This window comes from Parasphingorhabdus sp. (genome assembly GCF_036568145.1).
Lineage (GTDB): Bacteria > Pseudomonadota > Alphaproteobacteria > Sphingomonadales > Sphingomonadaceae > Parasphingorhabdus.
Window position 1 is genome coordinate 43,011 of record NZ_DATCTC010000020.1, and the last position, 26,036, is coordinate 69,046.

20 protein-coding genes are annotated in these 26,036 nt (G+C 55.4%); 14 read left to right on the forward strand and 6 right to left on the reverse strand.

Features of this window, described 5'->3' with window-relative positions; all coding sequences use genetic code 11:
• Position 1: 1 nt before the first annotated feature.
• Positions 2-1,939, reverse strand: a complete 1,938-nt coding sequence (acs, locus tag VIN76_RS07130; RefSeq protein WP_332041140.1) for an acetate--CoA ligase — start codon at positions 1,937-1,939, stop codon at positions 2-4.
• A gap of 176 nt (positions 1,940-2,115) precedes the next feature.
• On the opposite strand from acs, the gene VIN76_RS07135 reads away from it, so the two are divergent.
• The 3 genes from VIN76_RS07135 to VIN76_RS07145 are packed head-to-tail and all read left to right on the forward strand — an operon-like array spanning position 2,116 to position 5,904.
• The gene (locus VIN76_RS07135) at positions 2,116-4,041 is read left to right on the forward strand and encodes a DUF3604 domain-containing protein (RefSeq protein WP_332041141.1); all 1,926 of its coding nucleotides are present in this window, start codon (positions 2,116-2,118) and stop codon (positions 4,039-4,041) included.
• A 46-nt stretch (positions 4,042-4,087) separates the two neighbouring features.
• Positions 4,088-4,909, forward strand: coding sequence for a peptidylprolyl isomerase (locus VIN76_RS07140; RefSeq protein ID WP_332041142.1), 822 nt, complete (start codon positions 4,088-4,090; stop codon positions 4,907-4,909).
• Positions 4,906-5,904 carry a HupE/UreJ family protein gene (locus VIN76_RS07145; protein ID WP_332041143.1) on the forward strand — a complete coding sequence of 333 codons (999 nt, stop codon included), beginning with the start codon at positions 4,906-4,908 and terminating at the stop codon, positions 5,902-5,904. Before VIN76_RS07140 ends, VIN76_RS07145 begins: the two co-directional genes overlap by 4 nt.
• 83 nt (positions 5,905-5,987) lie before the next feature.
• Here VIN76_RS07145 and VIN76_RS07150 read toward each other — a convergent pair whose 3' ends face one another.
• Both VIN76_RS07150 and VIN76_RS07155 read right to left on the reverse strand, forming a co-directional pair.
• Positions 5,988-6,920 carry an SDR family oxidoreductase gene (locus VIN76_RS07150; RefSeq protein WP_332041144.1) on the reverse strand — a complete coding sequence of 311 codons (933 nt, stop codon included), beginning with the start codon at positions 6,918-6,920 and terminating at the stop codon, positions 5,988-5,990.
• An 86-nt stretch (positions 6,921-7,006) separates the two neighbouring features.
• Positions 7,007-7,777, reverse strand: coding sequence for an SDR family oxidoreductase (locus VIN76_RS07155; protein ID WP_332041145.1), 771 nt, complete (start codon positions 7,775-7,777; stop codon positions 7,007-7,009).
• A gap of 190 nt (positions 7,778-7,967) precedes the next feature.
• Between VIN76_RS07155 and VIN76_RS07160 the strand changes: the two genes are divergently transcribed.
• On the forward strand, positions 7,968-8,540 hold the full coding sequence (locus tag VIN76_RS07160; RefSeq protein WP_332041146.1) for a phosphoribosyltransferase: 573 nt from the start codon (positions 7,968-7,970) through the stop codon (positions 8,538-8,540).
• 52 nt (positions 8,541-8,592) lie between these two features.
• Positions 8,593-9,612, forward strand: a complete 1,020-nt coding sequence (locus tag VIN76_RS07165) for an NAD-dependent epimerase/dehydratase family protein (RefSeq protein ID WP_332041147.1) — start codon at positions 8,593-8,595, stop codon at positions 9,610-9,612.
• Positions 9,613-9,617: 5 nt separating this feature from the next.
• On the opposite strand, the gene VIN76_RS07170 is transcribed toward VIN76_RS07165, so the two are convergent.
• The gene (locus VIN76_RS07170) at positions 9,618-10,199 is read right to left on the reverse strand and encodes an NADPH-dependent FMN reductase (protein WP_332041148.1); all 582 of its coding nucleotides are present in this window, start codon (positions 10,197-10,199) and stop codon (positions 9,618-9,620) included.
• A gap of 154 nt (positions 10,200-10,353) precedes the next feature.
• On the opposite strand from VIN76_RS07170, the gene VIN76_RS07175 reads away from it, so the two are divergent.
• The 3 genes from VIN76_RS07175 (at position 10,354) to VIN76_RS07185 (ending at position 15,132) form a co-directional block, all read left to right on the forward strand.
• Complete coding sequence (locus VIN76_RS07175; protein ID WP_332041149.1) at positions 10,354-11,514, forward strand: acyl-CoA dehydrogenase family protein; 1,161 nt, start codon at positions 10,354-10,356, stop codon at positions 11,512-11,514.
• Between the two features lie 161 nt (positions 11,515-11,675).
• Positions 11,676-12,890 carry an acetyl-CoA C-acetyltransferase gene (locus VIN76_RS07180; RefSeq protein WP_332041150.1) on the forward strand — a complete coding sequence of 405 codons (1,215 nt, stop codon included), beginning with the start codon at positions 11,676-11,678 and terminating at the stop codon, positions 12,888-12,890.
• 52 nt (positions 12,891-12,942) lie between these two features.
• A complete protein-coding gene (locus VIN76_RS07185) occupies positions 12,943-15,132 on the forward strand; it encodes a 3-hydroxyacyl-CoA dehydrogenase NAD-binding domain-containing protein (protein ID WP_332041151.1) in 2,190 nt (729 codons plus the stop codon).
• A 235-nt stretch (positions 15,133-15,367) separates the two neighbouring features.
• Here the strand turns inward: VIN76_RS07185 and VIN76_RS07190 are convergent, their stop codons facing one another.
• On the reverse strand, positions 15,368-16,096 hold the full coding sequence (locus tag VIN76_RS07190) for a TetR/AcrR family transcriptional regulator (RefSeq protein ID WP_332041152.1): 729 nt from the start codon (positions 16,094-16,096) through the stop codon (positions 15,368-15,370).
• Between the two features lie 69 nt (positions 16,097-16,165).
• On the opposite strand from VIN76_RS07190, the gene VIN76_RS07195 reads away from it, so the two are divergent.
• The 6 genes from VIN76_RS07195 (at position 16,166) to VIN76_RS07220 (ending at position 25,062) form a co-directional block, all read left to right on the forward strand.
• On the forward strand, positions 16,166-18,004 hold the full coding sequence (locus VIN76_RS07195; RefSeq protein ID WP_332041153.1) for an acyclic terpene utilization AtuA family protein: 1,839 nt from the start codon (positions 16,166-16,168) through the stop codon (positions 18,002-18,004).
• A gap of 2 nt (positions 18,005-18,006) precedes the next feature.
• Positions 18,007-19,629, forward strand: a complete 1,623-nt coding sequence (locus VIN76_RS07200) for an acyl-CoA carboxylase subunit beta (RefSeq protein ID WP_332041154.1) — start codon at positions 18,007-18,009, stop codon at positions 19,627-19,629.
• Positions 19,626-20,450, forward strand: a complete 825-nt coding sequence (locus tag VIN76_RS07205; RefSeq protein WP_332041155.1) for an enoyl-CoA hydratase/isomerase family protein — start codon at positions 19,626-19,628, stop codon at positions 20,448-20,450. The genes VIN76_RS07200 and VIN76_RS07205 overlap by 4 nt, the downstream gene beginning before the upstream one ends.
• 10 nt (positions 20,451-20,460) lie before the next feature.
• Positions 20,461-22,470 (forward strand): acetyl-CoA carboxylase biotin carboxylase subunit, encoded by a 2,010-nt coding sequence (locus VIN76_RS07210; RefSeq protein WP_332041156.1) that lies wholly within the window; start codon positions 20,461-20,463, stop codon positions 22,468-22,470.
• The gene (locus VIN76_RS07215; RefSeq protein WP_332041157.1) at positions 22,454-23,299 is read left to right on the forward strand and encodes a TIGR03084 family metal-binding protein; all 846 of its coding nucleotides are present in this window, start codon (positions 22,454-22,456) and stop codon (positions 23,297-23,299) included. Before VIN76_RS07210 ends, VIN76_RS07215 begins: the two co-directional genes overlap by 17 nt.
• A 122-nt stretch (positions 23,300-23,421) precedes the next feature.
• Complete coding sequence (locus tag VIN76_RS07220) at positions 23,422-25,062, forward strand: acyl-CoA synthetase (protein WP_332041158.1); 1,641 nt, start codon at positions 23,422-23,424, stop codon at positions 25,060-25,062.
• Between the two features lie 148 nt (positions 25,063-25,210).
• On the opposite strand, the gene VIN76_RS07225 is transcribed toward VIN76_RS07220, so the two are convergent.
• Positions 25,211-26,036, reverse strand: an 826-nt coding sequence (locus VIN76_RS07225) for a ParB/RepB/Spo0J family partition protein (RefSeq protein WP_332041159.1), incomplete at its 5' end; no start/stop codon positions are given.

Below are 26,036 nucleotides of genomic sequence, written 5' to 3' on the forward strand. Positions count from 1 at the left end.
CTTATTTATTTTTCCGGCCTTCAATCAGCCCGTCGACCAGTAACGGATCGGCAAGCGTGGAAGTGTCCCCCAGATTTCCATAATCATTTTCCGCAATCTTACGCAAAATCCGGCGCATGATCTTGCCGGAGCGGGTTTTGGGAAGCCCGGCGGTGAAATGCAGATGGTCGGGCGTCGCAATCGGCCCGATTTCACTACGGATATGGGCCTTGAGCTTGGTGATCAGTTCATCATCCACGATCTCACCGGCGTTCAGCGTCACATAGCAGTAAATGCCCTGCCCCTTGATATCGTGCGGATAGCCCACCACAGCCGCTTCCGCGACCAATGGGTGGGAAACAAGCGCGCTTTCCACCTCGGCAGTGCCCATCCGGTGGCCTGAGACGTTGATGACATCATCGACCCGCCCGGTAATCCAGTAATAATCATCTTCATCCCGGCGGCAGCCGTCGCCGGTAAAATATTTGCCCTTATAGGTTGAAAAATAGGTTTGGATGAAGCGTTCATGATCGCCATAAACCGTCCGCGCCTGACCCGGCCAGCTGGCGATGATGCACAAATTACCCTCGGCCGCACCCTCAAGCACATTGCCGTCATTATCCACAAGTTGAGGCTGGATACCGAAAAACGGCTTGCCCGCACTACCGGGCTTCATATTATGGGCACCGGGCAGCGTGGTAATCATCGTCCCGCCCGTTTCTGTCTGCCACCAGGTATCGACAATCGGTGACTTGCCTTCACCGACGACCTCATAATACCAGCGCCATGCTTCCGGGTTAATCGGTTCACCCACCGTGCCGAGCAGGCGGATCGAGCTGCGGTCATGGGCTTTGACCGGCGCATCCCCTTCCCGCATCAAGGCACGGATCGCTGTCGGTGCGGTATAGAAAATATTGACCTTGTGCTTTTCAACCACTTCCCAGAAACGGCCATGGTCTGGATAGTTCGGAACGCCTTCAAACATGACTTCGGTCGCGCCGTTGATAAGCGGACCGTAAACGATATAGCTGTGTCCGGTGACCCAGCCGATATCCGCAGAGCACCAGAATATCTCGCCCGGTTTATAATCGAAAATATAGTGGAACGTGGATGTCACCCACACCCCGTAACCGCCCGTGGTGTGGAGCACGCCTTTAGGCTTTCCGGTCGAACCGGACGTATAAAGCACGAACAAGGGATCTTCGGCATTCATCGGCTCGCACGGACATTCGGCCGGCACATCGGCCGCGACTTCATGATACCAGTGATCGCGCCCTTCAAGCATCGGAATATCGCTGCCCGAATGGTTTATAACCAGGACGGCATCAACATCCGCACCTTCTTTTTCCAGCGCGGCATCCACGTTGTTTTTCAGCGGAACAGCTTTCCCGCTGCGCCGCCCCGCATCGGCACAGATTACGAAACGACTTTCACAATCCTCTATCCGTCCGGCCAGCGCATCGGGCGAAAAACCGCCAAAGACTACGCTATGAATGGCACCGATCCGCGCACAGGCCAGCATCGCCACCGCACCCTCAACAATCATCGGCATATAAATCGTGACCCGGTCGCCCTTTTTAACGCCCAGTTTCTTTAGCGCCCCTGCCATACGGATAACCTCCGCCAGCAATTCGGCATAGGTCAGCGTCCGGCCTTCGTCCTTTGGATCATCCGGTTCAAAGATCAGAGCCGTGACATCGCCGCGACCGGCCTCGACATGGCGGTCCAGCGCATTGTAGCAAAGGTTGAGCTCGCCATCTTCAAACCATTTAATATCCACCGGGTCATAAGACCAGTTCGAGATGATGGACGGAGTCTTTATCCAGTCCAGCCGCTTAGCTTCCTCTGCCCAAAAACTGTCCGGATTAGATATGCTCTCGTCATAAAGCCGCTGATAATCCGATGCACTGCAATGCGTGTTGCTGGTTGCCTTGCTATCGGGCTTAATCATTTCGTTCATTTTGCTCTCCGTCTGAGTCATATCTATTAATTAAATCTACTAGCAGAGAAAACCCGCGCAAGACTAGCAATGATGTTTATGGAAAAACGTTACGGTCTTTGAGGCTTCCGGTCAGGCTATTGCACTGCTGCGAAATCAACTATAGTTTCCGCAAATAAAAGCTAGGGGGGAATATAATGCGCAAAGCGGTTTACGTTGCGGCCTGCACAATAGCATTGGCCGTTTCAGGGTGCAGTAAAGAAAACAGCTCTGATTCCACCAGTGTCAAAGTGGTCAATACTGAATATCCCGAAGAGGTTTTCTGGGGCGACACCCATTTGCATACCGATAACAGCGTCGATGCCTTTGGCTTTGGCAACCGGCTTGATGCAGAAGCGGCGCTGCGCTTTGCCAGCGGGGAGGAAGTCACCGCAACCAAGGGCGCGAAGGCGAAGCTTGACCGTCCGCTCGATTTTCTGGTGATTGCCGATCACAGCGATGCCATTGGCGCGACAAAGGCGATTTACGAAGCGCCGCGCATTGCCTTGCTCGGTAACAAGCTCCTGCTGCGCTGGCATGACATGATGCACGAAAGCGAGGATGGCAGCCTGCGTGTCACCGCGGAACTGATCGATGGCGCCGCAACGGGCAGTCTGCCCGAGTCCATGACCGATCCCGAAGCGCAGAAAGAACGCACCAGTGATTTGTGGAAAGCGCATGGCAAGATTGTCGAGCGCTATAACAAGCCCGGCAAGTTCACCGCCTTCATGGGCTTTGAATATACATCCATGCCGCAAGGCGATAACCTTCACCGCGTCGTCATGTATCGTGACGGAACCGACAAGACGGACCGGACCCTTCCCTTTGGCGCGCTCACATCGCAGGATCCCGAAAAGCTTTGGGCTTATATGGATGCCTATGAAAAGGATACGGGCGGCAAGGTGCTGGCCATTCCGCATAATAGCAACGTGTCCAATGGCCGCATGTTCGCGATGAACAAATATGACGGCAGCCCGATTGATGCCGCCTATATCAAGACCCGTGCGCTGCGCGAGCCGCTGGTCGAGGTCACACAGATCAAGGGCGATAGCGAGGCCCATCCGTTCCTTTCCCCCAATGATGAATTTGCTAATTTCGGCGTGGAAGGCTGGGACGAATGCAATCTGAGCTGCACCCGCGACATGGCAGAAGAAAGCTATGGCGGCAGCTATGCGCGCGAAGCATTGAAACGGGGGCTGGAGCTGACACTTGCGATCGGGGCCAATCCTTTCAAATTCGGCATGATCGGGTCAACCGACAGCCATACCTCGCTCGCCACGGCAGACGAGTATAATTTCTTTGGCAAGCACACAGGCAATGAAGCCAATGTTAGGGACCGCGCCCTGTCACCGCAAAATCTTGGCACGCGCGAAGGCCGTTTTGGCTGGCATTACCTGTCGAGCGGCTATGCCGCCGTTTGGGCGACAAGCAACAGCCGTGAAGCGATTTTTGACGCCATGATGCGCCGCGAAGTTTACGCAACGACCGGCCCGCGTATGAAGGTGCGTTTCTTTGGCGGCTTTGATTTCACCAAGGACGATCTCGATAATATGGTCAAAACCGGCTATGCGAAGGGCGTTCCGATGGGCGGAGACCTGACCGCCCGGAATATGGAAACGAGCAGCGCCAAGTCACCCAATTTCCTGATCTCTGCGCTGATGGACCCGGACAGCGCCTCTCTTGACCGTATTCAGGTCATCAAGGGATGGGTTGATGCCAGCGGGAAATCCCATGAGAAAATCTATAATGTCAGCTGGAGCCACCCGGACAATCGCTCGCTCGGCGCGGATGGCAAGCTGACTAAGGTTGGTAATAGTGTCGATCTGACCAAAGGCACATGGAACAATGATATCGGCGCGCCGCAACTGGTTACATGGTGGCAGGACCCGGATTTCGATGCAAGGCAGCATGCGTTTTACTATGTCCGGGTGCTCGAAATACCGACGCCGACATGGCCGGTTTACGACGCCCTGAAATATGGCCTGATATTGCCGGATGAGGTCACCAAAATCCAGCAGGAGCGCGCCTATACATCGCCGATATGGTTCACACCAGCCGCGCCAAAGACGACCACGATCAGCTAATGGCCCTGACCCGCATATCGCACATATTATCGGGAGCATCGCATCAATGAATCAGCTGAAAGAACCGCTAATCCATTTTCTCGGCGGATCGCTGTTGGTGTTCGGCTTTTTCTGGGCGATCGGAATGGACCGCGATACTGCCGATTATGAGATCAACATCACCGATACCGATATTGAGCGGTTAAAGGCCGGATGGGTGCAGAATTTCCGCCGCGCGCCCAGTGAAGGCGAGCTGGACGGATTGATCGATCAGGAAATTAAAGAGGAAATCTATTATAGGGAGGCTTTGCGGCTGGGCCTTGATCGCAACGACCCGCTTATCCGCCGTCGGCTCTATACCAAGCTGCGGTTTCTTGATGGTCAGGAGGATGCCCTTGCCGATCCGTCAGATGCTGTCCTGCAAAAATGGATGGATGACCATCCGGGTAAATATGCACCCGCACCTATTTACGATCTGGAGCAAATTTACCTTGGCCAGAACGATATGATGGATGCACAGGCCATTGCCGCAGCGCTGGATGACCTGAATCAGCGGCGGCTATTGCCCGAAACTGTCGGACAACCAATCGCCCTTCCCGCAAGATTCAGCCAGGCCGATAGCTCTGAAATCTCGCGCCAGTTTGGGGACAAGTTTGCAGACAGCCTAAGCACAATTGATGACGGTGCATGGCAGGGGCCGATCCCATCCGGTTTTGGCCAGCATCTTGTGAAAATATCGGCACGAATATCCGGCAAAGCCCCCACTCTGGATGATGTTCGCCAAGCGGTGACGAACGACTGGCGCGCGGCGCAGACCGCCAAAATGGAAAGCGCTTCCTTTACGAAATATCGCTCGCAATATGACGTCAATGTGGTTGGCCGCGAATGAGGGGGCATGTCCTCGCCATTCTGTGCTTTATCGGCTTGTTGTTTCCGGAAACCGCCCGCGCCGATGAACTGCGCCCGGCCTATATAGAGCTGAACCAGATATCCCAAAATGAATGGGAGCTGCTCTGGAAAGCGTCTGCCAACTCCCTGTTGGGTCATCAGGGGGAAGTCATCATCCCGGATATATGCGAACCCGGCGGAGCAGCCGATCGCCGCTTTGTTGCCGGCAATGTCCTGACACGTCAGAGCCTTGACTGCACCGGTCCTCTCGCCGGGAAAAGTCTGGGGCTTAAGGGGCTGGAGCTATCCACAACCGATGCGCTGGTGCGTATTTCCCCGCTTGGCGAAGACACCCAGACATTGCGCCTGACCCCCAATGCCGCGACAACCACAATCGCGCAGAAAGACGCCATCGCCAATGTCGCGTGGACCTATACCGTCATCGGAGTGGAACATATCGTTTTTGGCTTTGACCACCTGTTGTTCGTGCTCGCGCTTGTCCTGTTGCTGAAAGGTGGCTGGCTGGTCGCCAAGACAGTGACCGCTTTCACAGTCGCGCACTCTATCACGCTGATCGGGTCAACCCTGGGTTATCTGTCCCTGCCCTCGCAGCCGGTGGAAGCGATTATTGCCTTGTCGATTGTTTTTCTGGCGGTTGAAATTGTCAAAGCGCAAAGGAGCGATAATCCGGAGATATTGCGCCTGTCAGAACGGTTTCCATGGATTGTCGCGTTTCTGTTCGGCCTGCTTCACGGGTTCGGCTTTGCCGGGGCGCTGGCCGAAATCGGGTTGCCGCAGGATGCGATTCCTATGGCATTGCTGACCTTTAACCTTGGGGTTGAAATCGGGCAGCTCATAATCGTCGCAGTCGCCTTTGCTATGCTCGCCCTTATCCGACGTTTTCAGCAATCATGGGTGCAACCAACAAAAGCCGCGACATCCTACGCCATCGGGATCATCGCGACTTACTGGTTTATCGAGCGGATGGTGGCCTGATCCGGCATTACATTTAGGCTACTCCCACCCACCTACCGCCATCTCCGCACAGGCGGGAATGACGATAGATGGTGAGGAGAAAACTATCCCGCTGGCGGTCTGTGTGCGTCCGCTGACCAGTCTTGCCGTGCAGCCCATTGCTCAAGCGTTTCAAACTCCACTTCGGGCAGGCGCTGCTGCATGAAGTCGGTGTTGACTTCGAACGGTTTGGTTTCCGCTTTGTTATTATATTCATAAAATGCGGTGATGCCGGCAGCGAAAGTTTCGCGCTTCTCATCCGGTATATCGTCACCAAATGCCCCGACCAGCAAATCGCCAAATTCCTTTGGAGTGCAAGGATCATATTTGATTTCGCGGCCAAATACTTTTGACAATGTTTCGGCAACCTGAGGCGGTTTCAAACGCTGCGGACCACCGATGTTCAGCCATGATCCTTCGAAGTCGGGGCGATCCATAGCCGCAACCATGCATTTGCCGACATCGTCCAAGCTGATCCAGTTGGCTTCCAGATCCGGTTTATGCGGATAAACATAGCGGCTTTCATCAACGATGAACGGGCGCGCCCAGTTGGTCAAAAGATTGTCCATGAAAAGCACGGAGCCGAAAACGGTTGCGGGCATGCCGGATCGGAAAATCTCGTTCACGGCAATTGTATTATTGCCATAGGTGAAAGGGTCACCGGGACGTTCGGGGATCCAGCTCGACGTGTTCCAGATAAAACGCTTTGCACCCGCTTTATTGACGGCAGCGGCAACGCGGCCAACCATCGTCGCCCGGTCCTCACGCGCCTGTAAGGGATGGGTATAGAAAACAGCGTCCGACCCTTCAAAGGCCGGGACCCAGGTTGCTTCATCCTGAAGGTCAAAGATGCGCGCTTCATCAGCGACATTGCTTCCGCCCAGATCCGGGCTTTCACTGCGTGAAAGGGCACGGACTTTGTGCCCCGCTGCTGCTAATTGGCGAATTTGTGCCAATCCCTGACGTCCGGTTGCGCCTACCACAGATACCAATGCCATTCTCTCACTCTCCTTTTTTATTTAGTGAGGAACGCTAGTTGCCCAGCCCCGGTGGGCCAATGCTTCATTTTATCATATCATTTTTGCTAGGCAGAATCTTTCAAACGCTCCTGCCAGCGCTGCATCCCGGCTATCCAGCGTTCCGGATCGCTGCCCTTTTGCTTGATATAATCTGCGACTTTCGGATGCGGCAGGATCAGGAAACGCTCTTCCTCAATCCCATCCAGAACACTTTGCGCGACGGCTTCTGCAGAAAGCATTCCGTCTGCGGCAACCGTAGAAGTGTCAATATCCGCCGTCATCGCCGTTTCAACGCCCTGCGGACAGACGACCGACACTTTCAGCCCCTCGCCCCCATATGTAATCGCGAGCCATTCGGCAAAGCTGACCGCCGCATGTTTCGTCACGGAATAAGGCGCCGCCCCGATTTGTGCGAGCAGACCGGCCGCTGAGGCCGTGCTGACAATATAGCCGCCCCCGCGTTCCAGCATTAAGGGGACCAGCACCCGCGCAGCGCGGATATGCGCCAGGACATTGATCTCCCAGATTTTCTGCCATCCGTCGTCGGGAACCTCGACGCCGCCCTCCATGATAATTCCGGCATTGGACACAAACAGGTCTATCGGGCCGATATCCTTCTCGACAGTTTCGATCAGGGAGCGGATATCCGCTTCTACAGACACATCGGTTTGCACAGCCGTTCCGCCAATATCCACGGCAACGGCCTGCGCCCCGACCATGTCGCGGTCAGCGCAAACGACATGCTTCGCCCCTGCATCAGCAAAACGCCGGGCCATAGCCGCGCCAATCCCGCTCGCACCTCCGGTAATGACGATGATTTTATCTTTGATATCCATGTGGCAATGTCCTGTCGTTGCGGATTTGGTAGTTCCTGATGTCAGTGAATCTTAAGGCAGCCGGACTAAAATGGACAGCCTGCTTAATTGATAGCTAAGCGCCCGAAACGGGTTTAACCTGTTTGAAACAGCGGCTACCTATCTCTTATGGTAAAGTCCGCGAAATAACCTCCCGGCGATTGAGACCATTATGACGACAGAAAAAAACTATATTACCGCAGACGCCTTATTGGCGGATTCCTTTCGTCTGGGCATGCAAATATTGGAGAGCGATTTTCGTCCCACGCATATTGTCGGTATATGGAGGGGCGGCGCGCCGGTGGGCATTGCTGTGCAAGAAATTCTGGAATTTCATGGCGTTCCTACGGATCATATCGCCATCCGGACCTCCTCTTACTCCGGTATTGATAAACAGGAACGGTCGGTAAAGGTTTTTGCCCTCGGCTATCTGGTCGATACACTGAACCCCGGTGATAGCCTGCTGATCGTCGATGATGTGTATGACAGCGGCCGGAGCATTGAAGCGTTCCTGAAAGAACTGCGGGAGCGATGCCGCCATAACATGCCGGACAATGTCCGGGTTGCCACCATCTATTACAAACCGTCACGCAACAGGACCGGTTCGCGGCCGGATTTCGTGGTACGCGAAACTGAAGACTGGCTCATTTTTCCCCACGAGCTGAACGGGCTTACCCAAGAAGAAATATACCAGCACAAACCCGACGCCGCGATTATTTTCGGTGAGGAGGATAGGAAATCCTAGCCTTTACCGGTAACCGCAAGACATAATGTTAATCGCTGAACAAAGGGACGAAATGACAAGCAAACAGGATGATCTCAAAGCAAAGTCCGATCCTGTATTGGTCACGGGCGCGGCGGGGTTTATCGGCCATGCACTGTCCCGCAAATTGATAGAGCGCGGTGAGCATGTCATCGGCATTGATAATCTGAACGATTATTATGACCCCGGGTTAAAGGCCGCCCGGCTTGATAACCTGCGCGGCTTGCGGGGGTTCCGGTTTGCGGAAATGGATGTCTCCGATAACGAAGGAATCCTTAAACTGGTGCAGGATGAAGCCGTGAAACGCATCGTCCATCTCGCCGCCCAAGCCGGGGTGCGCTATAGTATCGAAAACCCGTTTGCTTATCAAAAGTCGAACCTGCAAGGCCATTTGAGCCTGCTCGAGGCCAGCCGTCACGCCCCCGGGTTCCAGCATCTGGTCTATGCGTCTTCCAGTTCGGTTTATGGTGACAAACCCATGGGCGGCAAAGGTTTTACCGAGGAAGAACCCGCCATGGACCCGGTGTCGCTTTATGCGGCCACCAAACGCTCATGCGAATTGATGAGCGCATCCTATGCGAGACTATATGGGTTTCCTCAAACCGGCCTGCGTTTTTTCACGGTATATGGACCGTGGGGGCGCCCGGATATGGCCTATTTCAGTTTCACCAGAAAGATCCTCGCGGGAGAGGCTATCGAAGTTTACGGCGAAGGCAAAATGGCCCGTGACTTTACCTATATCGACGATATTGTCGATGGCATCATCGGCGCGCTCGACAATCCACCTCAGCCGGGCGATCACCGCGTTTTGAATATCGGTGACAGCCGGCCCGTTGGCCTTAAGGAAATGATCGAAACACTGGAGCAGGCACTGGGAATGGAAGCCCGGAAGATCATGCGCCCCATGCAGCCCGGCGATGTTACCGCAACCTATGCCGATGTGTCCAAACTGCACGCGCTTACCGGCTATGAACCAAAGGTCATGCTGGAAGACGGACTTAAGCGGTTTGTCAGCTGGTACCGTGACTTTTACGGTAATTTGCCGCCCGAATAAAAGGTCTATTCGTTAAGTTCCCGGCGATGGGAACCGCGCATCACCTGCTCTGCAACAATGCGGAGCTGTGTATTCACGCCTTCATCCGCACAAACACCGCCCCGGAATATCCCGCCAGATGCGTTGATGCCGACACCCAGCGGTGTGGGCCAGCCGCGCAGCGCATGGACAATCGAACGCATCGCCGCCAAAGTGGAACCGGTCGCCTGCCACCCGTAAGCGGTGGCGATCAGCCCAACCGGCAGGCCGTCAAGATACACCCGCTCATCGGCAGCCGTTTCCTCGATATAGTCAACGGCATTTTTCACCAGTCCAGAGATGGTGCCATGATAGCCGGGACTAGCCAATATAATGCCGTCGGCGCGCCGGACCGCATCTACCAGATACTTGCCCGTTTCGTTCAATCCTGCGGGATCGGACAGATAGTGCGGCAAAGCGCAAAGCTTTTCCGACCCGAATAGCTGAGTCTCCGCACCCGCATCCGATGCCGCCTTTAGCGCGATGGCCAAGGCCTGCTCGGTTGAGGAGTCCGGGTTGGTTGTGCCGCCAATGCCCAGTATGAACGGTCTGTCTTCGCTTTTTGCCATGGGGTTCCTTAACAAGCCTTTTCAAACAATTGCAACGGCCAACAAGGAAAGGGTACAGCCTTCCAACATGTTTTAATTGACCGGTTAAGACCGATTCTATATCGCCCCTGATAATCATATTGCTATTTGTCAGATATATCGAAGGATGACACCCATGCGTAATTTTACCGAAGAACAACATATGTTCCGCGATGCCTATCGGCGTTTTCTGGCCGATGAAGTGGCACCGCATATGGATAAATTCCGCGAGGCGGGGATTGTTGACCGCGAGATTTTCAAAAAAGCGGGTGATATGGGCTTCCTGATGATCTGGCCGGACGAGAAATATGGCGGGATGGGCGACGATGATTTCCGCTATGAACAGATCATCATCGAGGAAACCGCCAGAGCGGGTTGTTCCGAATGGTATAATACCCTGCACAGCCGCTTGGTCGGAACCTATTTCAAGAATATCGGAAATGACGAACAGCGCGCGCGTTTTCTGCCCAAATGTGTGAGCGGGGAAACCATTCTGGCCGTGGCGATGACAGAACCGGGCGCGGGTAGCGATTTGTCTGGCATGAAAACCACTGCCAAAGACATGGGCGATCATTGGCTGCTCAACGGGTCCAAAACCTTTATCTCGAACGGCATTAACGCCGATGTCGTGATTGTCGCTGCCAAAATCGCCGGAGTGGATGACAGGCATTCGATGGTGCTGCTGATTGCCGAACGCGGCATGGAAGGGTTCGATCGCGGCCAGAATCTGGATAAAATCGGTCTGCACGCGCAAGATACGGCAGAACTGTTCTTTAACAATGTCAAGATTCCCAAGGAAAACCAGCTCGGCACAGCGGGCAAAGGCTTTATCCACTTGATGGAAGGGCTGGCCGAAGAACGGTTGATCGCCATGGTCGGCTATGCAGCCACAGCTCGCCGCGCTTTTGACATTACGCGCGATTATGTCATGGAACGGGACGTCTTTGGCAAGAAGCTGTCCGATATGCAGAACACGCAGTTCAAAATGGCAGAGATGGATGCCAAGATCGACATGCTGCAGGTCTATGTCGATCACTGCGTCGCGGTTCATAATCAGGGCGGGCTAACAGCCAATATGGCAGCCAAGGGCAAGATGCTGGGCAGCGAGATCGAATGGGAAATGGCCGATCTGGGTCTGCAACTTCATGGCGGATCGGGCTATATGAAGGAATATGAAATCAGCCGCATCTTCACCGATGCCCGGATGAGCCGGATCTATGCCGGTAGTAGCGAGATCATGCGCTATATCGTTGGCCGTGATGTCTTTAGCCAGAAGTATCAAAGCATCCTTGAATAGGGATCTGATCGGTATAGGTTAGGTTAAAAGGGCATTCAGGCTAAGCTGAGTCGCCCGCCCTTAATTTACGTTTACGTAAACTGCTTGACTGTGGTGCAGCGCAGCAATAATATTGTCTTATCAAGCTGCTACCGCCCATGTGAACGCGAAAAGGAAGTCCTATGACCGAAGCCTATATCTATGATGCCGTGCGCAGCCCCCGCGGCAAAGGCCGCAGTGACGGCAGTCTGCACGAAATAACTTCTCTTGATCTGGCGGCCCAGGTGCTTGCATCCATTAATGACCGCAACGAACTGGACGGCCATGAGGTTGAGGATATTGCCTATGGCTGTGTCACTCCGGTCGGTGAGCAAGGCGCGGTTATCAGCCGGATGGCGGCGCTGAAAGCCGGATTTGCGGACACCACCTCCGCCATTCAGGTCAACCGTTTCTGCGGTTCCGGTCTGGAAGCGGTGAACATCGCGGCGGGCAAAATCAAATCCGGAGAGGCCGATCTTGCGATTGGCGGCGGCGTCGAATCCATGTCACGCGTGCCCATGGGTAGTGACGGGCTTGGCGGCATGGCGGACCCTTCGCTGGTCTTTCAGGAATATTTTGTACCGCAAGGCATTTCAGCCGACCTGATCGCGACCAAATATGGCTATAGCCGCGATGATGTGGACGCCTATGCAGTGGAGAGCCAGAAACGCGCTGCCAAAAGCTGGGAAGAAAAGCGCTTTGCCAAATCAATCCTTCCGATCCGGGACGTGATTGGCGAAATCGTGCTGGACCATGACGAGCTGATGCGTCCCGAAACCGATATGCAGTCATTGGGCGCGCTTCAACCCGCGTTCCAGATGATGGGCGAACATATGCCCGGCTTTAACGATGTCGCGATCCTGAAACATCCCGATGTCGAGAAAATCAACCATGTCCACCATGCCGGTAACAGCTCCGGAATTGTCGATGGTGCGGCAGCGGTCTTGATCGGAAACGAAGAAGTGGGCGCGAAATATGGCCTGAAACCACGGGCGCGGATCGTATCCATGGCCGCGATTGGATCAGAGCCGACCATCATGCTCACCGGCCCCGAATTTGCCGCGCAAAAAGCATTGAAACGGGCCGGCATGGAAGTCAGCGACATTGACCTGTGGGAATTGAACGAGGCGTTTGCCGCGGTTGTCCTGCGTTTCATGGACGCGATGAATGTCGATCATGGCGATATAAACGTGAACGGCGGTGCCATTGCGATGGGCCATCCTTTGGGTGCGACCGGCGCGATGATCCTTGGCACGGCTCTGGACGAGCTGGAACGCACAAACAAGCAAACCTCCTTGTCAACGCTGTGCATCGGCGGCGGCATGGGCATTGCCACGATTATCGAGCGGGTAAACTGAACGGTGCGATAGCCCCGGTTGTCGTCATCCCATATCTAGCAGGACAAAATCCATGACCTATGAATCACTCACCGTCGAAATTGATAATGACGGCATTGCTCTTGTCACCATTGACCTTCCCGGCCAGACGATGAACGTCTGGAACCAGGACCTGATGACGGACTTTGCGAAATTTGTTGATGACCTGATTGCCAATGAAGCCATAAAAGGCGCGGTGATTACATCTGGCAAGGCTTCCGGTTTCCTGGCCGGTGCAGATCTTAACATGCTGGGTTCATCCAAAGCCGAAACAATGAAAGAGGCTTTTGATCAGGCTTGGGCGCTGAACGGCCTTTTGCGGAAAATGGAAACCGGCGGCCATAGCGCGAAAGACCTGCTGAAAGGCAGCGCCCACGCAAAGCCTGTGGCCTGTGCGATCAACGGGCTTGCCCTGGGCGGCGGTTTGGAACTGGCTCTGGCTTGCCATTACCGTGTCTGTGCCGACAATCCGAAACTGCAACTCGGCCTTCCCGAAGTGCAGCTTGGCCTGTTACCGGGCGGCGGCGGAACACAGCGTTTGCCGCGCCTTGCGGGGCTGCAAGCAGGCGGCATGGCGGTCATGATGGGTCAGCCGATGAGCCCGCAGGCCGCTCTGGCGCAGAAAATTGTGGATGAAGTCGTGCCCGTTGAAGACGTGGTTGCCAAGGCCAAGGCATGGGTAAAGGCCAATCCGAAAGCCTCCGCACCCTGGGATAAAAAGGGATGGAAATTCCCCGGCGGTGCCGGGTCCATGGACCCGCGCGCGGTTCCGCTTTACCTTGGCTCGTCCGCGATGGCGCTGAAACAGAGCAAGGGCAATTATGATGCGGTCAAGGCGATCCTGTCCTGCCTTTACGAAGGGTCTATGCTGCCCATCGACACTGCCCTGCGCGTGGAATCGAAATATTTCACCAAGCTATTGTCCGGCCCGCAAGCCAAGAACATGATCCGCACCTTGTTCATCAACAAACAGGCCGCTGAAAAGGGCGCGGCCCGCCCGAAAGATGTTCCGCCCACCGAAATCAAGACCGTCGGCGTTCTTGGCGCCGGGTTGATGGGGTCCGGCATCACTCATGTCACGGCAAAAGGCGGCATGAATGTCATCGTCCTCGACCGCAATATGGAAGAAGCGCAAAAGGCCATCGATTACAGCCAGAAAATTGTCGATAAAGGCGTGAAGCGCGGCAAGATGACACAGGAAAAAGCCGATGCTTTCATGGCGCGGATTACCCCGACCGACAATTATGACGACCTGAAAGACGTGGATCTTATCATCGAAGCGGTTTTTGAACGCCCCGATGTCAAAGCCGACGTAATCAAGAAAACCGAAGCGGTGATCGGCAAGGACGTCGTGTTCGCTTCCAACACATCGACCCTGCCCATTACCGGCCTTGCCAAGAACAGCGAGCGTCCCGACCAGTTTATCGGCATGCACTTTTTCTCTCCGGTTGAGAAAATGCCGCTGCTGGAAATTATTCCGGGGGAAAAAACCGGTGACAAAGCACTGGCTGCCGCAATTGATTATAACGCCAAAATCCGCAAAACCCCGATTGTGGTCAAGGATGTACGTGGTTTCTACACCAACCGCGTATTCCCGCCTTATGCGAACGAGGCAATGCTGATGGTTGCCGAAGGCGTGAAACCGGCGCTGATTGAAAATGCCGCCATTGCCATGGGTATGCCCATCGGCCCGCTTGCCGTGGTTGACGAAACCACGTTGCAGCTTGGCTATGACATTATGACGGCAACCAAGCAGGAAATGGGCGACGCCTATGTTCCCAGCGGGACCGAGGAATTGATGGAAACCATGATCCATAAAATCGACCGCCGGGGCCGCCGTTTTGGTGGTGGTTTCTATGAATATAGCGACGATGGTTCCAAAAAGCTGTGGCCCGGTCTGGCCGAGCATTTCCCGCTTGCCGAAGACCAGCCGTCGGTCGAGCAAGTCAAACAGCGCCTGATGTATATTCAGCTTATCGCCACGGCGCAGTGTTATGACGAGGGCGTGGTGTCCGATCCGCAATCTGCGGACCTTGGCGCGATATTCGGATGGGGCTTTGCACCATGGACCGGCGGACCGATGAGCCATATCGACACGATCGGCGTCGATAATTTCGTGCGCACCGCAGACCAGCTTGCCCAGAAATATGGCGAACGGTTCAAACCGCCAATGAGTTTTCGTGCAAAAGCCGATGCGGGCGAAAGCTTTTACAAGGCGGCGTGAGGCCAAATATATTAGGGATATTTAACCAATCGTCATTCCCGCGCAGGCGGGAATCTCCATCGTGCCAGGTGGAACTGAAGCTGATTTCATTCCCCTTCGTCACCCTGAACTTGTTTCAGGGTCCATCGCAATCCAAATACCGCCGTTCATAAAGGCACTATGGATGCTGAAACAAGTTCAGCATGACGGGGCTTTATATTTTATAAAAGGGTCGGGGGATTGCTGCAGCTCCCCCCTATCGGGAAAGGCGCTGGTCCAGTTTATCAACTTTCTCGCAAAGCTGGTCCAGTTTCACGGTCAATCGGTCCAGCACCATATCATCGGTTCTGACTGCAGCTTGCTTTGCCCCGTAGTGCGCGCGGAACAACGCTACCATCTGGTCAACCACCGGCTTTTGCTCCCGCTCGTTGCGGTCGGCGCCCATCGTCATTTCAATCGAGCGTGCGCTATATTCCAGCGTGCCGTAAAACACATCGCGGGCCTGCCACAAGATGGCGCCCTGCCGTATCTCTCCGCGATCCTGACCGCGCAGGAACAATCGGTCAAACACCGCAACATATTGGCGCAGATGCTCGCGTGACACAGTGACCTCGCTGTTGTTACGCCGCAACGCAAAGGTCAGGTTGATAAAGTCGGCATTCGCAATCACCGTGCCCAGATGATATTCGGCCAGCGCCTGTAGACGGTCAAAAAACCCTTCTGCTGAGGTTGACGCCATGACCGCTTCGGCTTCCAGAGTCAGGCCATCCCAGAATTGCTGCAACACCGCCAGCATCAATTCTGCCTTGGATTCGTAATAGCTGTAGATGGTACCTTCACCAATGCCTGCACGGCGGGCGATTTCAGACATCCGTGCGCCGTCAAAACCATGCGCTACGAAAATTTCGCGCGCGGCGTTCAGGATCGCCTGTTCCTTGCGCTCAATCTTTGCGCGCCGGGTTTCCGCAATATCTGCTTTGGCCAACAGATCGTTCCTTATTGAGCTTGACTCGAAAATACCGAATGCTATTCAATTAGCCATAGGAGAGTCGCTGTGTCAAATGACAAGATCATCCGGATTGGCGGAGCCAGTGGTTTCTGGGGCGAATCCGACATGGCTGTGCCTCAGTTTCTGGCGGCCGCCCAAAACGGACAGCCGCTCGACTATATCGTTTTCGACTATCTGGCCGAAATAACCATGTCGATCATGGCGCGTGCGCGGGCCAAAAATCCGGATATGGGCTATGCGACCGATTTCGTCTCTGCGGTGATAAAACCCCATATAAGCGCGATTGCCGAACAGAAAATCAAGCTGATCTCAAACGCTGGCGGCACCAATCCGGCGGCCTGTGCAGCGGCGGTGCGCGCGGTAATTGCCGATGCGGGGCTGGACCTTACCGTAGCCGTGGTGACGGGCGACGACCTGACATCCCGCGCCGCGGAGTTTGCGGACTGTCATGAAATGTTTTCGGGTGAACCATTCCCCGATCCGGACAATATCGCCAGTATCAATGCCTATCTGGGCGCTTTTCCGATTGCGACGGCGCTTGATGAGGGCGCGGATATTGTCATCACCGGCCGCTGTGTTGACAGCGCGGTGACACTGGGCGCGTGCATCCATGCATTTGGCTGGAGCGGCGATGATCTCGACTGCCTCGCGGGGGGCAGCCTTGCCGGTCATATACTGGAATGCGGGCCACAGGCGACAGGCGGCAATTTCACCGACTGGGAAAGCGTCGCGGACGGCATGGACAATCCCGGATATCCGATAGCGGAGATTGCCAGAGACGGCAGCTTTATCGCCGCCAAGCCGGACGGCACGGGCGGTATCGTCAATATCGGCACGGTCGGGGAACAGATGCTCTATGAGATCGGCGATCCACAGGCCTACATCCTGCCCGATGTGATATGCGATTTCAGCAATGTGATATTGCAGCAGGTTGGCGAGGACCGGGTATCGGTTTCGGGTGCCACCGGCCATGCAGCCCCCGATACATATAAAATCTGCGCGACCTATTCGGACGGCTGGAAACTGGTCGTTCCGTTTTTCTTCATCGGTATGGATGCCAGAAAGAAGGCGGAGAGTTTCGCCGCCAATGCGCTCAAACGCACGCGCGCAAAATTGCGCGCTTCAAATGCCGGTGATTTTGACGATGTGCTGGTGGAGCTTTTTGGCGATGACAGCCATTATGGTGCCTTTGGTCAAAGCCCGGACACGCGGGAGGCCGTCCTTAAAATCGGGGTCAAACACCGCGATCCAAAAGCGGCAATGCTATTGCTGAAGGAAGCGACCGGCATGGGGCTGGCCACGCCGCCGGGCCTGTCCCTGTTTGCGGGCAGCCGTCCAAAGCCTTCGCCCGTGGTGCGGCTGTTCTCGCTTCTGGTGCCGAAATCACAAGTGCCGGTTTCGGTGGAAACCGAGGACGTGGTCCATGCCGTTACAGGAGCGCCGGGAATACGCTTTGACCCGGCCACCCTGAGCCGCCCTGCCCCGCCGGCCTTACCCGAAAGCCGTGAAGCAATGACACAAGTGCCACTGATCCAGCTTGCCTGGGGGCGGTCAGGGGACAAGGGTGACAAGTCCAATATCGGCATATTACCGCGCGACAGGAATTTTGCTCCATGGATATGGCATGCACTGAGCGAGGACATGGTGCGCGAACGCTTTGCCCATTTTCTTGCCCGTCCCGATAATCCGGGCAGCGTCGAGCGTTTCTATTTACCCGGCACAGGCGCAATAAACTTTCTGCTCCACGACATTTTGGGCGGCGGCGGGGTCGCTTCTCTACGCAATGATCCGCAGGGCAAAAGCTATGCCCAGATCCTGCTCGCCGCTCCCGTTTCCATTCCGCAATCCCTCTTGCACTTACACCCTGAACCCAAGGCGCTTTGATCATGCCCCAGTTTAAATCAAAAATCTCCACCAGCTCCGACAGCTTTAACCAGAACCGCAAGGATATGCTGGCGCTGATTGACCAGTTACGCTCTTTGGAACAACGCGCTATCGCCGCATCGGAAAAACGCCGTCCGACCTTTGAAAAGCGCGGACAGCTTACCCCGCATGAACGGCTGACCCGGTTGCTTGACCCCGGCATGCCGTTTTTGCGGCTCTATAATATGGCCAATTACCTGCTGGAAGACGATAATCCCGAAACCAGCATCCCGGGCGGCAGTGTCATTCTGGGCATCGGCTTTGTCAAAGGCGTGCGCTGCATGATCTGGGTAGATGATAGCGGCATCCGTGCCGGTGCGGCAACGTCCGGGGGCTGGGACGCCAGCAAGGGCGCACAGAAAATGGCGCAGAAACTGAAACTCCCCTTCATCCATCTGGTGGAAAGCGCGGGCGCGAATCTGATGGAATATAAGGTCGAGCTTTGGGCCCATGGCGGAATGCTGTTCCGCAACCTTGCGTGGCTCAGCGCGGCGGGTATCCCGACTATGGTGGTGCTGCACGGCCCCTCGACCGCTGGCGGCGCTTATATGCCGGGCATGTCCGATTATGTGATCGGTGTGCGTGACAACGGCATGGCGGCACTGGGCGGGGCGGCGCTGGTCCATGCTGCAACCGGCGAAGTGGCCGACGACCGCGAACTGGGCGGCACCGAAATGCATGCCAGCACGACCGGTACCATCGAATATCTGGCCGATGACGATGCCCACGGCATTGAAATTGCGCGTGACACCATGGGACGGCTGGACTGGAACAAGAATAGCACGCCGATCCGGCAGAATGATTATGCAGAACCGCTATATGACATAGATGAGATCGCAGGCACCGTGCCAGTCGATTACACCATCCCCTATGATGTGCGCGAAGTCGCCGCACGGTTTGTCGATGGGTCAGATTTTGAAGAATTCAAAAGCCGATATGGCCCCGGAACCGTCTGTATGCAGGCCAGCATCATGGGCCATTCGGTCGGACTGATCGGCAATAACGGTCCGTTCGACCCGGAAGCGGCGGCCAAAGCCACCCACTTTTTTCAGCTCTGTGACCAGTCCGAACTGCCAATCATTTTCCTGAACAACACCACCGGCTATATTGTCGGCACCGAGTCCGAGCATAAGGGGATGATAAAACTCGGCAGCAAAATGATTCAGGCCGTGTCCAATGTCCGCGTCCCGAAACTGGCGCTTTATATCGGGGCGAGCTTTGGCGCGGGCAATTACGGGATGAGCGGCGTCGCTTTTGAACCCGATTTTCTATTTTCATGGCCCAATGCCAAAACCGGCGTGATGGCGGGTGCCTCTGCGGCCAATACGATGAGCCATGTCGCGCGGGTGCAGGCACAGCGCAAGGGCGAGGAACCCGACGAAGAAGCCATTGCGCGGCAAAACCAGCGTATCAGGGATATTTTCGAATATCAGGAAAGCGCATTCTTTACCTCTGGCCGTGTGCTTGACCATGGTGTGATAGACCCGCGCGACACGCGCAAGGTGCTGGGCTTTGCCCTAGAAACCATATTCGAGGCACAGAACCGCACCCTTCACCCCAATGCTTTCGGAGTAGCGCGGATATGACAAATCTTCCTGAAACCCGCACGCTAGAACTGGACCTAAAGCAAGGTTGGCTGACCATCTGGTTCAACCAGCCGGATAATCGCAACGCCTTGAGCGACGCATTGGTGGCAGATCTGGCCGCTGTCTTAAAAAGCGTTCGTGACGATCGGACGGTTCGCGGCATCACTCTGCGCGGGCGCGGCGGTGTGTTTTGCGCCGGTGCCGATCTGAAAAATTTCAAAGAGAATTTTCAGGGCGCTAATGCAGGGAGCGGCAATCGTGAGGCTACGATTACAATGTCGATAGGCGCCGCCGAGATATTCGACCTGGTCAACACCGCCCCGCAAGTGGTGATCGTCCTGATCGAGGGAGCGGCAATGGCGGGCGGCTTTGGCCTGTCCTGCTGCGCCGATGTCGTCATCTGCGAATCCGGTGCGCGCTTTGCCATGACCGAAACCGCGATTGGTGTGACCCCGGCGCAAATCTCTCCCTTTGTGATTCAAAAACTCGGCTATGCCACGGGCCGCCGGTTGATGCTGACCGCTGCGCGCTTTGACGGAACAGAGGCGCACAATTTGGGCTTTGCAGATTTTATCGCCGATGATGTGGCGGGGCTGGAAGAGATCGAGATGCAGCTTCGCAAGCAGGTGCTTGGCGCAGCGCCCGGCGCGGTCGCGGCAACCAAAGAATTGCTCATTCAGATTGCGGGTAAACCGCGTGAGGAAGTCATCCGCTTAGCCGCCGAGAATTTTGCCGACCGCATGGTCAGCGACGAGGCGAGAGAGGGCGTCGCCTCCTTCTTTGAAAAGCGCAAACCCAGTTGGTTTGTGAAACCGGAATAAGGAACAAGAGATGACACGAATATCCACACTCCTTATTGCCAATCGCGGTGAAATTGCCTGCCGCGTGATGCGCACGGCAAAAGCGCAGGGCATAAAAACCGTTGCGGTCTATTCCGATGCCGATGCCGATGCACCGCATGTCCGGATGGCGGATGACGCCGTGCATATCGGCCCTTCACCAGTCAATGAATCCTATCTGTTAATCGACAGGATTATTCAGGCCGCCAAAGACAGCGGCGCCGATGCCATCCACCCCGGCTATGGCTTCCTGTCCGAAAATGCGGCTTTTTCACAAGCCTGCGCCGATGCCGGTATCATCTTTGTCGGTCCGCCGGAAAAGGCGATTGACGTGATGGGCGACAAAGCCCGCTCCAAACGCGCGATGATCGCCGCCGGAGTGCCCTGCGTCCCCGGTTATCAGGATGATGACCAGTCCGATGCCACCTTGGTGTCAGAAGCGGAAAAAATCGGTGTGCCCCTGATGGTCAAGGCGGCGGCCGGCGGCGGCGGGCGCGGCATGCGACTGGTCCACGATCAAAAAGACGTTCCAAACGCGATCAAACTTGCACGTTCAGAGGCGGAAAACGCTTTTGGCAATGGCGAGCTGATCCTGGAAAAAGCGATCATCAAGCCGCGCCATGTCGAGATTCAGGTTTTCGCCGATGCCCATGGCAATATCATTCACCTGGGCGAGCGGGACTGCTCGGTCCAGCGCCGCCATCAAAAGGTGATAGAGGAAGCCCCCTGCCCGGTCATGACGCCGGAGCTTCGCGCCGAAATGGGCGCAGCGGCAGTGGAAGCCGCGCGCGCAGTCGATTATCGCGGTGCGGGGACGGTTGAATTTCTGCTCGACCAGTCCGGCAGTTTCTATTTCCTCGAAATGAATACCCGCCTTCAGGTCGAACATCCGGTGACCGAGGAAATTACCGGACTTGATCTTGTCGCGCTGCAACTGAAAGTCGCGCAAGGCGAACCGCTGGGCATTGCGCAAAGTGACGTCACGCTCACCGGTCATGCCATGGAAGTGCGGCTTTATGCCGAAGATCCTGCCGACGACTTCCTGCCCAGCACCGGCCATATCGACCTGTGGCATCCCGCGCAAAATGCCCGCATTGATAGTGGCATAGCTACCGGCGGCGAGGTGTCCCCCTTTTACGACAGTATGGTCGCCAAAATTATCACGCACGGCGCAACCCGCGAAGATGCCAGGCGGCAAATGGTCAAGGCGCTGGCTGAAACGGCCCTTTTTGGCCCCAAAACAAACCGCGACTTCCTGATCGATGCGCTGGACAAGCCGGATTTTGTCGAAGGCAAGGCCACCACCGCTTTCATCGCCGAAAATTATGGCGAAGATGGCGTTGATCTTGGCCCGCATGGTTTTGACATTTTTGCCATTGCTGCGGTGATGCAACACAAGCTGCGCCAGCAATCCGCGCACAAACTGGCGCTGAACGTCAATCCGGAATTGCTCGATTGGTCGAGCACCGCAAATCTGCAAACCGTGGCCCAATATGCGCAACTAGGCGAAGCGACAGGCAGCAATGGCACTATCCATGTCCATGTCGCCAGTCCGGGCCATTACCGGGTTGAGGGCGCGGGGCAGGAAGCGGATATCGAACTGCTCTCCATCGCACAGGACAGCGCCAAACTGCGGGTCAATGGCCGGACTGTCAGTGTAATTTATCACACCCATGGCCGCAATCTGCACCTCTCTCTGGCTAAGCGGTCGCTATCCGTCACCGACATGACGGGGCTCAGCGCCATGGAAGATATGGCAGGCGGCGGCACTGTGGTCGCGCCAATGCACGGCCTGTTGCTTGAGATTCTGGTCGAGCAAGGCGCCGTTGTGGCCAAAGGCGACAAGCTGGCCGTGCTCGAAGCGATGAAGATGCAGCATGAAATTCTGGCAGAAATAGATGGCACTGTCGAAACCGTTGCGGCAATAGCAGGGAAACAAATAGCAGCCGATGATCTGATAATGGAGATCGTCGCCGAAGAAGAGGATGAAACAACAGGATGACGGGGCACAAATGATAGAGCAGGCACAGGATTTTCTCGACGAAAGCGAAGCCATATATGCGCTGGTCAAGGACCTTTCCGACGAACAGCTGGAACAGAAAACCGCCTTCAAGGACTGGTCTATCAACGCGATTTTGCGCCACCTTCATATCTGGAACATGGCCGCTTACTGGTCGCTGACCGAGCCCGCGAAGTTCCACGAATTCTTCAAACAGGCCATGGCCGGAATGAAAGACCATGCCAAGCAAGGCCGCACGTCGATGCGCTATTTCGAGGCGGATTATCTGGATCATCTGTCCGGCGCCGCGCTCATCGATACATGGCGTGATTTCTATCGGAAAATGGCCCCTGAATTTGAAGCCGCCGACCCTGCGATGCGGGTTGAATGGGCCGGTCCGTCGATGAGTGCGCGGTCATCTATTACCGCCCGCTTGATGGAAAACTGGGCCCATGCACAGGCCATTTATGATGTTCTGGGACTGAAACGCGAAAATCACGATCGCATCCGCAATATCGTGATGATCGGCCTCAACACCTATGGCTGGTCGTTCAAGGTCAATCGTGAAGAAGCCCCCCAGCCGGTGCCCTATCTCAAGCTGACGGCTCCGTCCGGTGAAATCTGGGAATATGGCGATCCGGATACAGGCGAGAAGATTGAAGGGCTGGCCGAGCAATTCTGCCAGGTCGTGACCCAGACCCGCAATATTGCCGATACCGACCTTAGCGTCACAGGCCCCAATGCAGCCCGGTGGATGGAGATTGCACAATGTTTTGCCGGAGCAGCAGAGAAACCGCCCGCACCCGGTGCCCGCGCAAGAGTGGAGAGCTAGTTCTATCGGGCTTACATCAATCCTGCTTACATCAATGTAGATTCCTACTATTGTAGACTGGCATTTTCCGGCTATGCTCAACCTAATGGGATCACAAATGGACCAAAGAAGGAGAGATGCTGATGAGCTGGCACATGGCCGATATCTGGGAAAATATTGCCGGAGCAATTCCCGACAAGCCCGCGATAGTTGATGGGGCCAAGCGCTATAGCTGGTCCGAATATGAACAGCGCGCAGCCAAATTGGCCCGGGTTCTTACCGATCATGGCCTGAAACCCGGCGCAAAGATTGCCATTTATGCCTATAATTGCGCCGAATATATGGAAGCGCAATTTGCCGCTTTCAAAGCCCGTATCTGTCCGGTGAATGTCAATTACCGCTATCTTGAGGCGGAGCTGACCCATGTCATCAACAATAGCGACAGCGAGGCATTGGTTTATCATGCACAATTTGCACCGCGTGTAGCCGCCATCCGCGACCAGCTCACGCAGGTGAAGCTGTTTCTGGAAATTGACGACGGTTCGGGTGAACATATGACAGGTGCCGTTGACTATGAAACGGCGCTGAATTCCGCGGACCCCATGCCCGTCATTCCCCGATCCGATGACGATCTGTACATGCTCTATACCGGCGGCACGACCGGCATGCCAAAAGGCGTGATGTATGATCACAAGACCTTTTCACGCGCCCTGTTTACCAAGGGTTTCGAGATGCGGGAGATGACGATACCGGAAGGAGCGGACGGCTTTGGACCACTGGTCCGCGCATTACATTCCGCTGGAGCTTCCGGGCGGTCTATCCCCGCTTGCCCGATCATGCACGGCACCGGGATGTGGATAGGCGCGATGATTCCCCATGCGCTGGGTGGCTGTGTCATCCTGTTCAACAACAGGCATTTCGATCCGCATGCATTGTGGAAACTGGCCGATGCTGAAAAAGCGACAGACATCACCATTGTCGGCGACGTATTTGCCAAACCCATGCTCGCCGCCCTGAATGAAGCAAAAACCGCTGGCACGCCTTATGACCTGTCATCGTTGCAGATGATGAGCTCATCCGGCGTGATGTGGTCCGCAGAGGTTAAAAAGGGCCTGCTCGACAATATCGAAATGGCCATAATTGACAGCATGGGATCGACCGAAGGCAGCATGGGATCATCGGTCACAACCCGCGAAACCACCGCAATTGACCGCACCGCAAGCTTTGAAATGGCCGAAACCACCAAGATTCTGACCGAGGACGGCAGGGAAGTGAAGCCCGGCTCCGGTGAAATAGGGCTGATCTGCAATGGTGGTATGGTGCCGCTGGGCTATTATAAGGACGCCGAGAAAAGCGCCGCGACATTCAGGACATTTAACGGCGTCCGCTATTCGATTCCCGGTGACTATGCCATGGTGGAAGCGGATGGAAGCGTGACCCTTCTGGGCCGCGGATCGGTCTGTATCAACAGCGGCGGGGAGAAGATTTTTCCCGAAGAGGTCGAGGAAGCGTTGAAAACGCACGATAGCGTTTATGACTGCTTGGTGGTTGGTGTTCCGGATGACCGATTTGGTGAAAAAATTACTGCGGTTTTATCCTTATCCGATGGATGCTGCTTGGATGAGGATGCGCTCCATAGCCATATTCGCAGCAGGCTGGCCGATTACAAGACGCCGCGTTCGTTTCTGGTGATCGATGATGTTCCCCGCGCAGCCAATGGCAAGCCCGGTTATAAGGCAGCGAAGGAGATTGCCCTGAAAATGCTGGATTTAGTTCCGGCTTGAGCTAGATTTCTAGCTTTAACCGTCATTCCCGCGCAGGCGGGAATCCAGCTATCTAAACCTTGCAGAAATAAGCTGGATTCCCGCGTAGGCGTGAATACGGTATCTGGTGGAATTATATAAGTAGCCTTATCCAAATAGGATAAAAACCCTAGATATGCTCACCGGTCAGGCGTTGGCAAATCAGGTCAAGCTGGTCGAGATTGCTATAATTGATCGTCATTGATCCGCCGCCCGTTTGGCCCTTGGACTGGATCGCTACTTTCAGTCCCAGCAAGTCACCCAAATGACTTTCCACCGCGCGAATATCGGCGTCGCCTGCGCTGTTTCCGGTCGACAGCTTCTTGGCCTTACGCTGCGATCCACCAAGCGCTTTACGCACCAGTTTTTCGGTATCACGCACAGAAAGCCCGTTTTTTACAATCTGTTCTGCCAATGCTTCGGGATCGGGGGCATTTATCAGCGCACGGGCATGGCCCATGGTGAGCTTTTCTTCACCAACCAGCGCCCGTACCGATTCCGGAAGATCGAGCAGCCGCATCAAATTGGCGATATGGCTGCGGGATTTACCTACCAATTCGGCCAGCTTTGCCTGGCTATGGCCGAAATCATCTTTCAGCTTCACATAGGCTTCGGCTTCTTCAACAGCGTTCAAATCGCGCCGCTGGACATTCTCGACAATCGCTATTTCCAGTGTTTCAGCATCATTGAGAGTACGGACAATTGCCGGAACATGGTGCAGACGGGCGCGCTGGGCAGCTCTCCAGCGGCGTTCACCGGCAACAATCTGGAATGTTTTGCCAAGCGGGCGCACAACAATCGGCTGAATAACGCCCCGCTCTTTCATGCTGTCGGCCAGCTCGTCCAGTGCCTCATTATCAAACACCTGCCGGGGCTGGTCGGGATTGGGCCGGATATCCGAAATCGCGATGGAGCGCAGACCATCGGAGCGGTTATCCACGCTATCATCATCCGCG

Bases quoted from the DNA above. Each gene is read 5' to 3' on its own strand.
- VIN76_RS07150 (WP_332041144.1), bottom strand. From the start codon at position 6,920: ATGGCATTGGTATCTGTGGTAGGCGCAACCGGACGTCAGGGATTGGCA.
- VIN76_RS07200 (WP_332041154.1), top strand. From the start codon at position 18,007: ATGCCCCAGTTTAAATCAAAAATCTCCACCAGCTCCGACAGCTTTAAC.
- VIN76_RS07175 (WP_332041149.1), top strand. From the start codon at position 10,354: ATGCGTAATTTTACCGAAGAACAACATATGTTCCGCGATGCCTATCGG.
- VIN76_RS07185 (WP_332041151.1), top strand. From the start codon at position 12,943: ATGACCTATGAATCACTCACCGTCGAAATTGATAATGACGGCATTGCT.
- VIN76_RS07210 (WP_332041156.1), top strand. From the start codon at position 20,461: ATGACACGAATATCCACACTCCTTATTGCCAATCGCGGTGAAATTGCC.
- VIN76_RS07165 (WP_332041147.1), top strand. From the start codon at position 8,593: ATGACAAGCAAACAGGATGATCTCAAAGCAAAGTCCGATCCTGTATTG.
- VIN76_RS07140 (WP_332041142.1), top strand. From the start codon at position 4,088: ATGAATCAGCTGAAAGAACCGCTAATCCATTTTCTCGGCGGATCGCTG.
- acs (WP_332041140.1), bottom strand. From the start codon at position 1,939: ATGAACGAAATGATTAAGCCCGATAGCAAGGCAACCAGCAACACGCAT.
- VIN76_RS07215 (WP_332041157.1), top strand. From the start codon at position 22,454: ATGAAACAACAGGATGACGGGGCACAAATGATAGAGCAGGCACAGGAT.
- VIN76_RS07220 (WP_332041158.1), top strand. From the start codon at position 23,422: ATGAGCTGGCACATGGCCGATATCTGGGAAAATATTGCCGGAGCAATT.
- VIN76_RS07155 (WP_332041145.1), bottom strand. From the start codon at position 7,777: ATGGATATCAAAGATAAAATCATCGTCATTACCGGAGGTGCGAGCGGG.
- VIN76_RS07145 (WP_332041143.1), top strand. From the start codon at position 4,906: ATGAGGGGGCATGTCCTCGCCATTCTGTGCTTTATCGGCTTGTTGTTT.
- VIN76_RS07180 (WP_332041150.1), top strand. From the start codon at position 11,676: ATGACCGAAGCCTATATCTATGATGCCGTGCGCAGCCCCCGCGGCAAA.
- VIN76_RS07205 (WP_332041155.1), top strand. From the start codon at position 19,626: ATGACAAATCTTCCTGAAACCCGCACGCTAGAACTGGACCTAAAGCAA.
- VIN76_RS07170 (WP_332041148.1), bottom strand. From the start codon at position 10,199: ATGGCAAAAAGCGAAGACAGACCGTTCATACTGGGCATTGGCGGCACA.
- VIN76_RS07135 (WP_332041141.1), top strand. From the start codon at position 2,116: ATGCGCAAAGCGGTTTACGTTGCGGCCTGCACAATAGCATTGGCCGTT.
- VIN76_RS07160 (WP_332041146.1), top strand. From the start codon at position 7,968: ATGACGACAGAAAAAAACTATATTACCGCAGACGCCTTATTGGCGGAT.